Here is a 16,160-nt window from a genome sequence, read left to right on the forward strand (position 1 = left end):
TTTTTATACCTGCGGGACAAACCAGAACGAAAAGCAGGTTCGCTTAGCGAAGCAGCCGCCCGATCAGCACGGCCGCTTCCGCTCGGGTTGCGTACTCTGCGGGGGCGAATACCCCTTGGTCCTTTCCTTCGAGGATCCCCGCCCGCTGCATGGCTTCTACGGATGGGAGGGCATATTCTGCGATCCTGGAACGATCTGCGAAGGCGGCAGGCGCCTTCACTGCCTCGAAGACTCCGCCTTGGGACAGCACGGTACGATGGATGAGCACTGCCATATCCTGCCGGTTGACCGGCTCGTCAACCCCGAAGCGGTCGGTGCCGATTCCCTTCACGATTCCCATCTTCTCTGCGCTGGCCACCGCCGGATAATACCATGCCCCCTCCTTCACATCCTGCAGGTCCGTCCGTGCGGAGGGATCCTGAAGCCCGAAGGCCTGAACCAGCATGGTGACGAATTCCGCCCTCGTCACTTGACCTTCTGGGGTAAAGCGTCCGCTTCCGGTGCCATGCAGCACGTCCAGTGCCGCCAGCCGCAGAATGGCGTCCTGCGCCCATGCATGGTCCTTCAGGTCCTGGAAGCCGACATCGCGGTAGGAAACGGCGTACCGGCTGAAATGCTTCGGCTTGAATACCGCCATGCCCGTCGCAGGATCATACTTGCCGGTTTTGACGGACTCCAGCCCTCCCTCATCGGAGATATGCCAGAGGACGACTTGATGGGGATTCTCGCCGGCACGAAGCGTATACGGGATCTCCACCGTTACCTCCTCTCCCCGGAATACGGAGATAGTCCGGCCGTTCAAGCTCAAGCTGAAGTCGTAAACCGGAGCATCGGAGCCGAGGCGCCGGCGGAGCACCTCCGGCAGATTTCCCGCATTCTCCCTGGCGATCTCCAGCACCAGCTCATCGCCGGATTGGGAGGCTTTCACCAGCGAGGGAGCCAGCGTAAACGAGGCGATTCCCGTTCTTACCGTGATTCGCTTGCCTTCCTGGACCGCCTGGAGCGGCCCGGCCGGAAGGACGATCTTCAGCTCTTGGGCCGAAGCGGCCTTCACTTCGATGACCGGTGTCCGGGCGGAGGCCGTTTCCAGATAGCCGGCAAGCTGGGCGGGCTCGACCCGGGCCACAGCCACGCCGTCGCTCCCCGTTACGGCGTCCGCAACCAGCGCCGACGAGGCGGAAAGCCCGGGAGATGAGCTGGGCGGAGCGGAGGAGGACGTCCCCGAAGAGGAGCCTGGGTTGGGGTTGGCGGATGTATCCTTCGCGGTTATCTTAACGGAGCTGCCGCTGCCGACCGTTCCCTGCATCGCCACTGCGCCGGTACCGATCAGCTTCATGGAAGAGATGACAACGGCCGCTTCCCCTTGGGCCTTGGCGCGGAAGGTTAGGGTATACAGGGTCTGGTCGCCGGACAGTCCTGCAGATTTGCCCACGAAGAAGTTGGCCATCGTCACGAGGCCCACCGCCTGTAGGGTGATGGGGTTGCCGCCGGGAATCTCATGCTTCACGCTCACAACTTGCAGCAGGTTCGCATCGTATGCGACCTGAACTTCATTGCCATACAATCCCGTCAGGTTCCGGGCCGCTACCGTCACGGTTACGGTATCGTCCACCTTGACCGATCCTCCCTCCGACCGGAGGGAAAGAACGGGGGCGGAGGCGGCATAGACTTGGACGGGCAGAAGGGAGATGCATAGAATCCATAGCAGACCTAGGATTCGAAGTTTTCGGTTCATCCGGTATTCTCCTTTTTAGTTCATTTCCCAGGCGAAGGCGGTGATATCGGCGATATCCAGCACGCCGTCCCCGTTCAGATCATAGACGTACACCGCGTCCCATCCCGGGGATGCGGCCGTTGCCCGGTAGCTGCGGCCCATGACGGCCAAGTCACCGAGGGTCCGGGTCGTATTCACGGAAGCCCGGAAGACGGCCAAGCTCTGGTTCAAGGTATCCACCGCCTGATTCAGCTCCGCCTGGCTGCCGATCCCGCTCAGGCTGGCTTGGGCTGCAGAGACGGCGCTGCGCAGGGCGGTCACCGGGTCCTGCCGGTAGTGGCCCCACAAGGTGTCGATGATCTGTGCGCTATCCAGAGCAGATTGAGCCTCGGCAATCTTCTGGATCAGCGTGGTCTTATCGAAGCTGCGAATCGTTATGGAATAGTCGGCTCCCGCCCCGATCGGGGTAACGACGCCATTCCCGTCCGCCACCTGGGCATCCGACAAGTAAACGGAGGACGCAACGGTCTGATTTACCGGTAACGCTCTGAAACGCAGCCGCACCAGATCATCCGAACCGGTCATGGCCGCTCCAAGACCGACCTCCGTGAGCTTCATTTGACCGTAGCCGTAGGTAGAGCCTACGACCGTCGCATGGTTTACCAGAGATTCAGCGCCGATATACTCCAGGTGGCCGGGATTATAGTTCACGATGGCGGATTGGGCATACACGCTGCCCGTCACATTTTGGAAGCCATAGGTCAGGACAAGCTCCTCGCCTCCGTTGATGCTGGCGGGACCGGTCAGCTTCATGCTCTTCTGCGGCACCGGCTCCGACAAGGTCACACTGCCCGTTCTGGCGATGACTCCCAGATAGCCGGGACCGCGAAGCTTCCCGTCCGTCGTGTCCAGGAAGTTCATGATCTCTTGTCCTTCCACCTTCACGATGATCCGGACGCCTGCCGCTTCCTCGAAGGTGCCCAGCTGTACCCGCTTCTTCTGGTTGAAGGGCAGCATGGTATTCGGAATTGCCCCCCCTGCCAGGCTTGTGTACCCTTGGAGGTTGCCGTAGATGACCGTCCGGGGACCGTAATTGAAGCGGTGCAGCTCGATGCCGCCGGAGCTTACGACCAGCACATAGTTGTTATCGGCGGTGTAGCCGGCGGTGGGACTTTGCTTGCCGAACATGACGGCATACCAGCTGGTGGTTCCGTTGATGGTCATGTCGAACTCAACCATTTCATTCTGGAACTGCCGTCCCTGATAGATGGCATGCCCGCTGTTGGGAGTCGGGATCGTGATGGAGGAGGCATCTCCCTGCAGAGTCTGCGAGGAGGGGTATACATACCAGTTCGACATATCGCGGATTTCGTCCCGGAGCGTATAGTCCTCGACCTCTCCGTACGCCCAGACCCGGATCTTGTAACGGGATTCTACGGGGACTCCGAGCTTCTCGCTCATCAGGGTCAGAACCGCATCCCCGCTATGATGGGCGGTCAGGACACCATCCGGCGTCACGCTTGCCACATCGGGATCGGAGGAGAGGAACGTCACGTGATCGACCGGCACGCTGCTGCCGAATACCGTCTTGCCGGTAATCTGCAGCGTGGCGGAGGTCCCCTCCCGGTAAGCGGCATTCTTGCCGACGGTTCCGACGATGCTGAGCTCCGCAAGCGTATCGCCGATGGTCACGGGAGCCTCCACCGTGCGCAGGATTCCGTTGTTGATGATGCTCGCCTTAATCTTCGTGCTGCCCGTCGCAAGACCCGTTACGGTACCGTCCGCCGCTACGGTTGCAATGGAGGGGTCGGCCGATTCGTAATAGATCCTGCCGGCGGCCAGGCTCTGAGTGCCGTCCTTGCCGTCTGCTGCGTGAAGCGGAACCCGTCCGGCGCCTCCGACGGCCAGATCGAGGGCATCCGCCTTCCACCGCCGCACATCCGTGCTGCCGATATCCGCATAGCCGCTCTCGATGCCCGATTGCGCGATGATGGCTTGAGCTTCCGCAGGCCAACTCGCGTCCGGGAACGTTACGTTATTGGCCCAGGTGTTGTTGTAGCCGTTGTCGACATAGCGTTCCGTCGTCGTATAGTTGTTGACGAATTCGTTGTTGTGGATCGTGGCCGCCCACGCCTGAGCCCACTTCATGGTACCGTGCCAAGGAGGCGTTCCCTTCAGGTCGATGACATTCTTCTCGAATCTCCAATCCGTGGAGCCCTCGTCCGTGTAGAGCACGGCGCTGTCATCCATCTGGTTGCGGATGTAGTTGCCCCGCACCAGGTTTTTGTTGCCCGCGGATCCTCCGGTCATACCGAGGCTGTAGATGGCTCCACCGTCCCGGATACCCATGCCCATCAGATCGTAGATCAGGTTATTCTCGATCTTCACGTTGCGCAGCACGTTGTCGAACACCTTGGTCCACCCGTACCCCAGGTGAGTTCCGCTGTAAGGAATGCTGTAGATCTCGTTGTGGCTGATGTCCATATATTCGGGGAAGCCGCCGGAGATGGCTGCTGCCGACTTGTAGTCGACCCCGATGTCGTGGATCAGGTTGTTCACTACGTCGTTATTCTTCATGATTCTCCGGTGATCCGACGGGTTGTAGTTCTCCGGATCGTTCGTCATGGGCTGGCCCACATTCACGGCCCCGCCGGAGATGTCATAGAACCGGTTCCCCCGGATCAGGCTGTTCTGCGTGCCCGCGTCCATCCGGATTCCCGTGATGCCCAGCTTCGAAAAATCGTTCCGCTCAAAATTCACCGTATTCGCGTAGCTGATCATAACCGCCGCATCCGGCAGATGGTCCGGCGAGCCCGGATAGCGCAGATGGTTGTTCTGGGCGTCGGACAAGCCCCATTCGGTGCTGGGGAACATCCACGTGGTATGCGTAAAATGGAGGCCTTCGAATTGTAGGTTGCGCACCGGCTGGTCGGCGGAAGCGCCGTTGATATTCATCAGCCGCTCCAGGACGGGGGCGATGACCTCGGCCGTGCTCATATTCTCCCAAGCGCGGGGCTTGTAATAGAGCACGCCCGCACTGCGGTCCAGGTACCACTCGCCCTGCTGGTCCAAGAGCTCGTAAGCGTTCTCATACGTCACCGGTACGGTGGCGCTGGTCAGGCCGCGCGATTTGACGGCATCCCAAGCGGGCTGGTCTAGAGTCAGCTGCAGCCGGCCGCCGGCCACGGACGCGGATTGCACCCCGACCCTGGAGTTGGTCCACAGGTCGTTATACACCAGCTCCAGCTCCTCCGGATGGGCATAGCCGGCAAGGGCCGTGTCATCCGAGACATAGCCGGAAGCCGTCTTATCCGGATTGGTCAATCCTCCGGTGCTGGACGCGCGAACGGCACGGATGCCGTCCACGAAGAGCTGCCGGGTTGCCAGGGACGTGCCGACGTCCGCTTTGTAGATGCCTTTGGCCGCATCATACAACGTCCACCCGGTGATCTTCTTCCCGCCGCTCAACACGGCCTCCTCGCCCGGGTAGCTTTTGTAGGTGACGAAATATCCGTTCATGCCGGAGTCCGCCTGTGTGAATTCCAACGGCCCCTGCAGAGTGTAGGTTCCTCCCCGCAGAAACACCTCGATATCTCCGGTCATGCCGGCATTCAAGGCTCGGACAGCCTCCTGCGCCTTGGCCATGGTGCGGAAGGGTGCCTGCTCGGTGCCCGGATTGGTATCCGAGCCGCTCAGCGACACATAGAGGCGGTGCTGCACGGAGCGTGTGGTTACGGTAACCGTCGTTTCTCCCTTGATGGTGCCGTCCTTGTTGGCAGCGGTGACCTTCACCGGTCCGGGAGCGACTGCCGTCACCTCTCCATACCGGTCCACGGTAGCCACCGCCGGATTGTCCGTGCTCCAGGTAACGGCGGGGTCGGTGGTATGATCCGGACTCACGTGCGCCTGGAGCAGCAAGCGGGAGCCCTCCGGCAAGGGAGAGGCCACCGGATCCAGGGCGATTCCCGTGATGGGGACCTCGAACACGCGTACCGTGGTGCTTGCCGTCTTCGCTCCTTCGGCGGAGGTGGCGGTTAAGGTGGCCGTACCCGGCGACACCGCCGTAACCACGCCTTTGTCGTTCACCGTCATGACCGCCGGATTACTGGAGCTCCAAGAGGCGTTCTGATTGGTGGCATTGGTCGGAGTGAAGACAAGCGGAATGTTCTGGGTGGTTCCGGCCGCCATCTCATACTCCGGGTTGGCAAACGCAATCCCCTCCACCGCCTTGTAGGAGGACACGTGGAACTCATCGAAGTACGCGGCCCCGACGTTGTCCTTAAAGAACCCGAAGCTAAAAGCAGTCACGGGACCGGCCTGGGCCAAGTAAGGCTCTTGGCTCAGCTTCTGAACGTTATTGATGTACAGATCGTAGACTTGGGCGTCGGAGTCCAACGCCACTCTCACGTCATACCAAGCTCCCGCCGAATAAGCATCCAGCTCGGTCCAGCTGCTGGAGCCCTTCTTCTTGTAAGCGAACTTGCCGTTGTACAATGCCAGCTGTACCATCGAGACGGTACCGGACTGAAGATTAGGCAGATAGATAACCTGGTTGTTCTGCTCCGCACGGACCTGATACGTCAGGACCGCTTTGGCGGAGGTATTCGTGAAGGTTCGCTTGATGGAATAGCTCGAAGCGGTCTTGGCGCTCTGCACATAGGACAGAACCCGGCCCGGATGACCGTCCGCCTCCGCTACGGCCACCGAGACTCCGGCCGGAGGAGCGATACTCCAGCCGGCGGGCTTGGCTCCCAAGGCCGTATTGTCGAAGGTGTCCGCCAGCACGTCGCCGGCTGCCGACGCGGAAGGAGCCTTCCAGACGGACAGAGGGGCGAATCCCCCCAGCACGATGGCCATGCATAAGAAAGCGCATACAATTTTCTTGATCCATAACGCGTTTCTCAACTTCAATTCACCTCATCTTATGGATTCGAATGTGGAATCGCCTTGCGACAACCCCCGCTTAGGCGAGGGTGTCGTAAGGATCCGCAACCAGCACCGCTTCCTCCACACCGTGGACGAGTATGGAGCAGCGCCTCGGCATGGCGTCCGGTGTCCGGGGGACCTCCCGGTCCACGACGGTCCGGTCATCGATGGTCAAGGTATCCAGATAAGCCTGCAGCTCTTCCAGGGACATTCCCCGGTCTACGCCGGCCACCGCCCAAGCGGCCTCCACCCTCCGGCACTGCAGATGTCCATCGCTGCCCCGGTAGAGCACCTGCCGGATCCGGATGCGGTCGGCCTCCTTCACCACCTCCAGCGGTACGGCCGTCCGTTCCTCCCCGCCGGCCGCAATCCCGGACAAGGCCGTGATGGCCACCGCCGCATGAGGGTACCGGAGCACCGTCCACGTCCTGGTCCCCGCTTCCGTCGTCAGGGTCAGCACTTCGCCCCCGAATCGGGGAACCACCCACTCATCCGCCAGCTCCGCCACCCGGTTGTTCAGCCGGTCCATGCTGCGGACCACCAGCAGAAGCGCTCCGGACTGGCTGCTTCTCGTCCGCACGTCCGGGTAGATAGGCTCCAGGAATAGAGCGGGCTTCAGATACCCGACATGGTAATTCTCCATCGGGTGGGTCCGAACCCCTTCCCCGTTGTCCACGAACCAGCGCAGGTGGGAGACCTGATGCTCCCTGACGCTGAAGCTGACGGGGAAGGATTGCCAGCCCAAGCCCCAGGTCGGCCACTGGTAGCAGCCGGGAAGGATCGGGAAGCGGTTGATGCTGCCCACCCGCAGACTTTCTCCGATCCAGCTGGTAGACCAGGATTGGTCGAAGACCTTCTCCACCAAGGTTCGGGGGACCTGCGGCGCCTCCATTGGCGTCATGGCCCTCTCCAGCTCCTCCTCGAAAAGCAGAAGGCCCACCAGATCGTTCAGGTTGAACACATGCTCCCGGTATTCCTCGAAGCTGCTGACTCCCGCTATAGCCCAGAGCGTGCTCTTGCGTACGGTCTCGCCCTGGAAGTTATAGCTCCGGATAGTGGGGACGAACTCCTCCCCGTTGTGGAACCGGAGCAGGCGCTTCAGCTCCTCCATCCGGGCGCACAGCTTGCCGGCCAGCTCCGGGAACCGTCCCTCGAGAGCCCGGACGGCGATCCGCAGGGCGTTCATCATGACGCTCTGGTACACCAGGCTGATGTTCTCGCCCCAGCCCCAGCCCCGCCGTTCCGTATAATCTTCCCAGCGCTCGAAGAAGCTGACGGCCTCCCGGATGTACTTCTCATCCTTCGAGAAGACGGCCACAGCCAGCAGCATGGCGCCGTCGCTCAGGATTTTGTTCGGATAATAGATCTGCGGCTCCCTGCACTCATGGCTGAACCATACGACGGCGCGGGAGAGCATCCGGTCGATCCGCTCCAGATGCTCTGAGGGGAAGGCGTCCGGCCGGCAGAGCCGGACCGTCACCAGCGGCATCAGGATGAAGAAGGCCGCGTTGGAGTCCTGGATCTCCCGCTCCTCCCGGTACCAGAGGAAGCCTCCGTACTGGGGGTGGTCCGGGTCGGCGATCTGAAGCGCCTCCAGCGCCTCCAGGATCTTCAAACCTTCCGCATGGTCCAGCTTCCCCAGCAGCGTGCCGAAGGCATAATACCCGGCGGAGTAGCGCCCTTCATGGCAGTATGCCATATGGGCCATCTGCCGGGTATGGCCCGGCCTGTCGTACCGGACCAAGCCCATCTCCAGCACCGCCTCCGCGGCGGCCGCGTTGAAGCTGCGTTCCATGGCCTCTATCACTGCGTGATTCGCATTCAATTCAAGTCCCTCCGTCTGTCCGGATAGAAGGGAAGGCGTCCCTTGTCAGGTCCGCCTCCCGCTGCTCCTTCATGCTGTTATTTCTGCTGGGCTGCCGCCATTTTGTAGATGTCCGCCATCAGGATCGCGGTGCCTTTGTTCTTGTCGTACCATTGGGCGTAGAAATCGTCCACCTTGGTGCCGCCCGCCTTCTCCCACACCGACTTGGAGTCGGTGATGAATTGGTCGACTGTGTAGGACTTGCCGCTGACGATTGCTTTGTTGGCCGCGTCGAGAATGGTCTTGTTGGCATTGGTATTGATGGTGGCCAGATCCTGCGGCAGGTTCGGCAGATATGCCTTCTGGGTGATGCCGACCATTGGCGTGCTCGGGTTCATGTAGATGGATTTGGCCATCTTCACGATGTCGCCCATCGACTTCTCCGTCGGAGTCGGGCTGACCTTGTTGTCCAAGCCGTAGCACTTGCCCACGATCGGCTGGAGCATGTTCATGTCGCGGTTGTAGTCCCGCTCCTTCTTGTTCTTGGCCGGATCGATGGCTTCGGCGCAGCCGTTGGCCGTCGGCTTGTAGTGCTGGCCCTCGATGCCGAACTCGATGGTCTTGGTGAATTTCTCACTGGACATGAAGTCGATCTGTCGCATGACCGCTTCCGGATCCTTCGCGCCGCGGTTGACCATGCCGGTCATCTGAATCGGGTTGGACAGCAGCGGGCTGAACTGCCCGAATGGGGTCTTGGGCAGCGCAATCGGCACCGCCTCCGCATCCGGCACATTTTTCTTCAGCGCTTCATAGGTGGCCAGGTCGGCACCGTTGCCGCCGTAGATGCCCAGCTTGCCGGTGATCCAAGCCTGCTTCTGCTTCTCGCCGTTCTTATCGGTGACGAAGTCCTTGTCGGCGACGCCGGCATCATACAGATCCTTCTGGAACTGGATGGCCGCCTTGATGCGGTCCCAGTTATGGGTGACCTTGTCGTTCTCCAGAATCCACGGGACCTGGTCGGTGCCGAACAGAGTGAACCCGGTGCCGTACATATGGTTCAGGACAATGCCGGCCACGAAGCTCAAGCCCACGCCTTGGGTGTCCGCCTTGCCGTTGCCGTCCGGATCCTGCTCGGTGAAGGCCTTGGCGACGGCCATCAGCTCTTCCGGCGTGGTCGGAGCCTTCAGATTCAGCTTCTTCAGCCAGTCGTTGCGGATGAACAGGTAGTGCTGGGGGTTCACGTCGAGGGCGCGGCCGACCAGATACATTTTGCCGTCATCCATGGTTCCGGCCTTCTTGAGCGTCGGGTACTTCTCCAGCATGGCCTTGTATTCCTTGCTGTTCTTGGCGATCAGATCGTCCAGGGGCATCAGCTGCTTCTGGTTGTAGAGCTGGCCCTGGTAAGCGGTGTCATATTCGAAGATCAAATCCGGCGCAGAGCCGGAGGCGAACAGCACATTGAATTTCTGAAGGGACTCAAAACGCGGGACCGTGATGTATTTGACCTCGTTCGGTCCGTTCTCGTTGACCCACTTGGTCCAACGGTTGTTGTCCATCGTGCCTTCCTCCGCCGGAACGGTGCCGCGGTCATACAGGGACACGGTGATGCTGCCCCGCTTGGCGGGGGCTGCGGATGCCACGCTGCCGCCGGCCGAGGCCGAGGGGGACGACTTGGAGGCATCCTCTTTGTCGCTGCCGCAGGCTGCGGCAGTAAGGGCTAATGCGGTGACGGATGCTGCGAGAACCGATCTTTTGACCCACTTCTGATTTGCCATGGTTCACTGACCTCCCTGATTTATCCCAGCTTTGATTGTACTGCACAGGAATTGCAATCGCACGTTTTCAGCCGTTTCATCCTGCTTCGGGTCCGGTCAACCCTTGATGGCGCCGATCATCACCCCTTTGACGAAATATTTTTGGAGCAGCGGGTACACGATCAGCATCGGCAGGACCATGATCATGATCCCCGCCGCCTTGATACCCTCGGGCGTAATGTTGTTGACCTCATCCGGGCTCATGGTGTTGATGTCCTGCAGAACCGACTGGCTCTTGATCATCTGCTGGATCAAGACCGTCAGGTTGTACTTCTCGGGACTGTTCATATAGATCAGCACGTTGAAGAAGGCATTCCAGAAGTAGACGCCGTAGAACAGGGCGATGGTGGCCACCATGGGCAGGGACAGCGGCAGCATGACCTGGAACAGGACGCGCCATTCGCCGGCTCCGTCGATCCGGGACGCCTCCACCAGCTCCTCGGGAATGCTCTCGAAGAAGGAGCGCATGATGAGCATGTTGAAGGTGCTGACCAGCGCGGGCAGCCACAGGGCGCCGTAGGAATTCACCAGGCCCAGCTGCTTGATGACCAGGTAGGTGGGAATCAGGCCCCCTTGGAACAGCATGGTGAAGACGATGCCTAAGGTCAGGTAGCGCCGGCCGTAGAACCAGCTGCGGGACAGCGGGTACGCCGCGAACACGGTGAACACCATGCTCAGCACCACCCCGATTAAGGTGATGGTCACGTTGTTGCCGAAGGCCCGCATGATCGGAGTGCCCTCGAACAGGATGTTGTAGGATTCCGTCGTGAAGTCCTTGGGCCAAAAGGTGACGAAGCCCGACATGACGGCTTCCTTGCCGCTCAGCGAGATGGATGCCAGATTCAACAACGGGAGAAGACAGATAAGGCCTGCTAATGACAGGATGATGTAATTGATGGTGTAGAACGCTTTTTCGCCGGTTGACATGCGCATGGATGGGATCCTCCTTCTACCACAACGCCTTGTTGAAGCGCTTGGCGATGGCGTTAGTGATGATGACGAGGGTGAAGGCGACCAGCGATTCGAACAAGCCGAGGGCTGCCGTCAGGCTGAATTGTCCGCCCTGCAGGCCGATTTCATAAATGTAGGTGCTGATGACCTGAGAGATGTTGCTGACGATGGAGTTCTGCAGAGTGTACACCTGGTCGAAGCCGACCTCCATCACCCGGCCCATGGCCAGGATCAGCATGATGACGATGGTAGGGCTTAAGCCCGGCAGCGTCACGTGCCACATCTGCTTCCACTTGCCGCCTCCGTCGATGCTGGCCGCCTCGTACAAGCTCGGGTCGATGGTGGTCAGTGCGGCGAGATAGATGATGGCGTTGAAGCCGGCGTCCTTCCAGACTCCGGAGCCCAGGAAGATGGACACCCAGGACCATTCGTGGAACAGGAAGGCGAAGGGCTCGCCGCCCGTCAGCTTGGTCAGTAGACCGTTGATGACGCCGCTCTGGGAGAACAGGGTGATGACGATGCCGCCGACAATGACCCAGGAGAAAAAGTGCGGCAGGTAGACCAGAGTCTGCACCGCCTTTTTGAACCACATCTTACGGACCTCGTTCAACATGATGGCAAGCATGATCGGGAACGGGAAGCTGACGAATACGGACAGGACGCTCAGGAACAGCGTGTTGCGGATGATCTGAGCCGATTGGGACTGGGTGAACAGATGGTTGAAGTTATCCACCCCGACCCAGGGGCTGCCCCAGATGCCGTCGTAGAAGTTGTAGTTTTTGAACGCGATGATAAGCCCCAGCATCGGCGTATATTTGAACACGATATAAAAGGCGACGATGGGAAGAAACATGATCCAGAGGGGGACGTTGTTGCGGAATCTCTGGGTTTTCCACACGGGGCGCTTGGTTGGCCGGCTCTCTTGCGCCGCTGCCTCCGGTACGCTGTGCGTGCTGTTGTACGTTTGGGCCTTCATGCTGACACCTCCTCTTCTTCATATGACTATCGATTTTTCCATACCTTCAGGCCGGGGGATCCGTCCTGCACAGGTCCAACATACCCGACGGTACGGGCAGCAACAATATCCGAAATTCTTGTATACGGCATAGGAACCCGCTCCCTCCGGAGCGGAATTCTCGTATATTCGCGGCGGCTTGGGCGGTGACTTCAGCGACGGGATATGGGGGGGCGGATGTGGCGGGCTCGGGAACTGAGGCTCGATGGGAGAGGGAGACGTTACAGAGGCGGAAGGGCGGGGAACGATGCAGGCAGGGTGCAGGCGTGGTAAGAGGACGGTGATGCCGGTGTCTCCGATAATCGAGAAAGATGGTTATGTCCGCATAAGCCTCGGACTCATCCGCTGCTGTACCAGAAAGGGCTATTTTGAACCACTCGAGGCTTCCGCTAACAGAAATAGCCCCTTTCGGGGCTATTTCATGTTTAGATAGCCTCCAGCAGACGCATGGCTAGCGGCGATCCTTCTTATGGGCTCCTCCGGCTGTCCCGCTCCTTGCGGTAGTCGCCGGGGGTGATGCCCTCGCTCTTCTTGAATACGCGGATGAACGACATGGGGTACAGGTACCCGACCTGCTCCGCGATGCTCTGAACGGAGTCTCCGGTCTCCTCCAACAGCCGCTTGGCCCGCTCGATTCGGAGCTTCGTCAGGTAATCCACGAACTTCTCGCCGAACTCCTCCTTGAAGATCCGGCTCAACGTCTTCAGGTTCATGCCGAAGGCTTCGCTGATCTGGGCCAGGGACAGATTCGGGTCTGTATAATGCTCTCCGATGTAGGCGCGGATCTGCGCGGCCTGTGTATACTGCTCCCGGCCTGCGCGCAGCGCCTGAAGCCCGGCCCCCGCAGCCGCAAGCGGCGCCAAGAGGGCCTGCCGCGCTTCCTCGATCCACTCGTAGTGCTCCGGCACCGACTGGAATGCCTCCAGATGGCCCTTCCGCCAAGCCTCCAACAGGTCGTGAGGCGCTTCCTCCATATCCCGGATCACTTGGGCCTTGAAGGTCTGCACGATCCGGGTAATCTCCTCCTTGCCGTACTCTCCGGAGGTCAAGGAGGCGAAGGACCGGTTAAAGCGTTCTTCCCAATCCGGATTGCCCAGCCGGAACAGCTGTGCGGCCTCCTTCAGCTCCTGCAGCAGGGCATCCATCCGGATCCCACCCTCTGCACTGCGCCCGTCGTAGACGTAGACCCGGTTGGGACCGGAGACCAGCTTCCGTTCCGCCGCCGCTACCGCATGCTGGTAAGCAGCCGGCAGCTCGGAGGCGTCCTGGACAGGCGGTCCGAAGCCAAAGGTGACGGTGAACGCCAGGTACTGCTCCACCCACTGGCGGGCCCGGTCAGCCATGGTCCGGGTCAGCTCCCGCAGCGCCGGTTCCCCGGCAGGGCTCCCTTTCGCCTCCCCTTGGGGCTCGGGATAAAGGAGCCCCAGCCGATTGGGAGCGATCCACTCCGTCCAGAGCATGACGCCCTCCTCCTCGGCGATCTCCTGAATGGCGCTGCGGACCGTAAATTTGAACAGCGACTGGTCCCTTAAGGAATATTGCGACGTGAACGCCTCGTAATAATCGATCTCGACCATGCCGAAGACGGCGGTTCCCAGCGGGAACGCCAGCCCCAGCTTCTGCGTCTCCAAGCTTAGGTTCTCCCGAGTCAACACCCGCGTCCCGTCCAATAGCTCCTTGAACAGATGCACGCGCCGGTACAGGATGCCCTCGGCCTGCTGCTTCTCATAGTCGTTGGTCTGCTCGATCAAGCTCACGAGAGCATGGTCGATGAACGCGAAATCATCATCCTCCGCCGTCCGGGTCAGGAGGCTGCTGTGCCGCTGTCCGAAGGTCTGGACCCGCTCCAGCAGCTGCTCCAGGGGACGGTAATGCCGGTGGCTGATATAGGTCATGGCCGCGATGCCCCCCAGGACGACGATCAGTCCCAGGACATACCATACCGTCATGAAATCCGAGATCAGTGAATACCAGCTTCCCTGCCGGAAGCCCAGCAGCACTTGATAGCCGGTGTAGGGGGACACCTGGCGGATGGTGTCCTTCTCTCCATCCCGGGCGCATCCTGCACCGTTGCCGGCGAAGCTAAGACCCCTGCCGTCCGACAGACAGACTTGGGCGCCGCCGTCGATTTCCATCTCCCGGACCAGCGCCTGAAGGGAGGACAAGCGGATATTGACCACAATGAGCCCCTGCTCCCCGGAATAATAAGGCACCCGCTTCACCAGGGACACCACCTGACGGGGTTCCCCGCCGGTGAATAGAACCTGGTTCCGTGCGCCGCTCCATAGATAGGGCTTCTGCTCCTTCATGGCCTCCTTGATGAATTCCCGGTCCCCGAATTCGTCCAGCTCCGAAGAGAAGGACTGCATCAGGACCTTGCCGTCCGCCTGGCGGAACAGATAGACCGACTCGATCATCGGCAGCGGCGTCATGAAGTCCAGTATGGTGTTGGTGACCTCGTAATAGTCGTAGGACACCATGCCGGAGGAGGTTTGAAAGTAGGCGCGGACCTTATCGTTCAGCAGCAGGCTTTTGCTGGCCATGGTATCGATGTTCTGCAGGGTGGCGTCCATGATCTGCATGACCTGGCCCGCATACACCCGGTTGGCCTTGACCGTCTGCTTCTTGGTCGTTTCGTTCATGGCCAGGAAGAACACCAGGATCAGACAGAAGACTACGGCGATGAAGATCGGAAGATAGGACAGAATCAGACGGTACAACCACTTCTTGTGCATGCTGCTCTCTCCCCGCTGTTCATGGACATACGCTGTCGTTTTCGTCCATCTTATCGTAAAAGCGGGGGGAAGGCCATATACACCTTTCTTGTTAATGCCGCCGGATCAGCCGTGCTTCAGCGCCTCCACCAGCAGGAGCAGCGTCATCGACTGCCCATACGGCATGGGGCATATCGGGATATCCCGGTAATCCTGCAGGGTCCGGCCCATGCCCGTTCCATAGGACACGCCCTGAACCACGCCGTCTGCGTCGATCTGGCTTACGACATAACCGAAGGCTCTCCAGGCGCACTCCGCATAGCTTGCATCCAGGATCCCCTTGCGGACCGCCTTCAGCATGCCGTAGGCGAAGGCCGCCGTGGCCGAGGTCTCCAAGTAAGACGACGGGTCATCCAGCAGCGTGTGCCATCCGCCGGAGGCATCCTGCAGCTCCCGGAGCTTGGCCGCCTGCCGCTCCAGCGACGTAACGAGAAATTCCTGCACGCCCCAGGGCAGCTCCAACATCTCGAGATAATCCACCAGCCCGGCGGTATACCAAGAGTTGCCCCGGGCCCACAGCGCCTTGGCGAAATGATGGTGTCCCTCGAAGGTCCACCCGTGGAAGAACAGGCCCGTCACCGGGTCGGTCAAATATTTCAGATGCACGAGAAACTGGCGGATGCTCTCCTGGATCAGACGGTCATCCTTCAGCAGAATGCCCATCCGAGCCACGAACAGGACCGTCATATAGAGCGTATCGTCCCACAGCTGGCCCGGGTTCAGCTGCCCCGTCACTTCATGCTGGATGCCACCCTCCGGCGTGCGGGGCATGTCGTGCATCACATAGTGCAGCCATTCCTTGCAGGCGTCCAGATAGGCGGTCTTGCCGGTTTCCTCTGCCAGATAAGACAGCGTCAGCATGGGACACATGGTGTTGACGTTCTTCAGCGGCGGTCCTTCGGCCAGCTTGCGGTCGAACCAGTCCGTCAAGTACTGGAGCATGGCGGGGTCCCGCTTCTCCTGGAAGTAGAGATAGATGGCGAACAAGCCTACCCCCTGAGGCCATTCCCAGTTCTCCATAGAGATGATGCCGATGGGGGCGGATTCCTTCAAGGAGCCCTTCATATCCATCATCTGTTCGACCACCCGTTCGATCTGCCGCTCCAATCCGGCGCGCAGCTCCGGAGTCCCTGTGGTATTCAACATATTCAATCTCCTTCTC

General features: G+C 60.3%; 8 protein-coding genes. All 8 read right to left on the bottom strand.

Going from position 1 to position 16,160, the window contains the following annotated elements; translation table 11 throughout:
• Positions 1 to 43 precede the first annotated feature (43 nt).
• The 8 genes from ACSEXW_RS01625 to bglB all read right to left on the bottom strand — a co-directional run bounded on the left by ACSEXW_RS01625 (position 44) and on the right by bglB (position 16,144).
• Positions 44 to 1,735, bottom strand: a complete 1,692-nt coding sequence (locus tag ACSEXW_RS01625) for an S-layer homology domain-containing protein (protein ID WP_438444335.1) — start codon at positions 1,733 to 1,735, stop codon at positions 44 to 46.
• Between the two features lie 15 nt (positions 1,736 to 1,750).
• Positions 1,751 to 6,619 carry an Ig-like domain-containing protein gene (locus ACSEXW_RS01630; protein ID WP_438444336.1) on the bottom strand — a complete coding sequence of 1,623 codons (4,869 nt, stop codon included), beginning with the start codon at positions 6,617 to 6,619 and terminating at the stop codon, positions 1,751 to 1,753.
• A gap of 58 nt (positions 6,620 to 6,677) precedes the next feature.
• Positions 6,678 to 8,465: a hypothetical protein gene (locus ACSEXW_RS01635; RefSeq protein WP_438444337.1), complete on the bottom strand. Its 1,788-nt coding sequence runs from the start codon at positions 8,463 to 8,465 to the stop codon at positions 6,678 to 6,680.
• A 77-nt stretch (positions 8,466 to 8,542) separates the two neighbouring features.
• Positions 8,543 to 10,219 (bottom strand): extracellular solute-binding protein, encoded by a 1,677-nt coding sequence (locus ACSEXW_RS01640; protein WP_438444338.1) that lies wholly within the window; start codon positions 10,217 to 10,219, stop codon positions 8,543 to 8,545.
• 96 nt (positions 10,220 to 10,315) lie between these two features.
• On the bottom strand, positions 10,316 to 11,191 hold the full coding sequence (locus ACSEXW_RS01645; RefSeq protein WP_438444339.1) for a carbohydrate ABC transporter permease: 876 nt from the start codon (positions 11,189 to 11,191) through the stop codon (positions 10,316 to 10,318).
• A 16-nt stretch (positions 11,192 to 11,207) separates the two neighbouring features.
• The gene (locus tag ACSEXW_RS01650) at positions 11,208 to 12,062 is read right to left on the bottom strand and encodes an ABC transporter permease (RefSeq protein WP_438444419.1); all 855 of its coding nucleotides are present in this window, start codon (positions 12,060 to 12,062) and stop codon (positions 11,208 to 11,210) included.
• 629 nt (positions 12,063 to 12,691) lie between these two features.
• The gene (locus ACSEXW_RS01655; protein ID WP_438444340.1) at positions 12,692 to 14,959 is read right to left on the bottom strand and encodes an AraC family transcriptional regulator; all 2,268 of its coding nucleotides are present in this window, start codon (positions 14,957 to 14,959) and stop codon (positions 12,692 to 12,694) included.
• 105 nt (positions 14,960 to 15,064) lie between these two features.
• Entirely contained in the window at positions 15,065 to 16,144 is a 1,080-nt protein-coding gene (gene bglB, locus ACSEXW_RS01660; RefSeq protein WP_438444341.1) for a beta-galactosidase BglB, read from the bottom strand.
• Positions 16,145 to 16,160 lie beyond the last annotated feature (16 nt).

The sequence above is a fragment of the Oryzibacillus soli genome (genome assembly GCF_051594765.1).
Classification (GTDB): Bacteria; Bacillota; Bacilli; order Paenibacillales; family NBRC-103111; genus Paenibacillus_AR.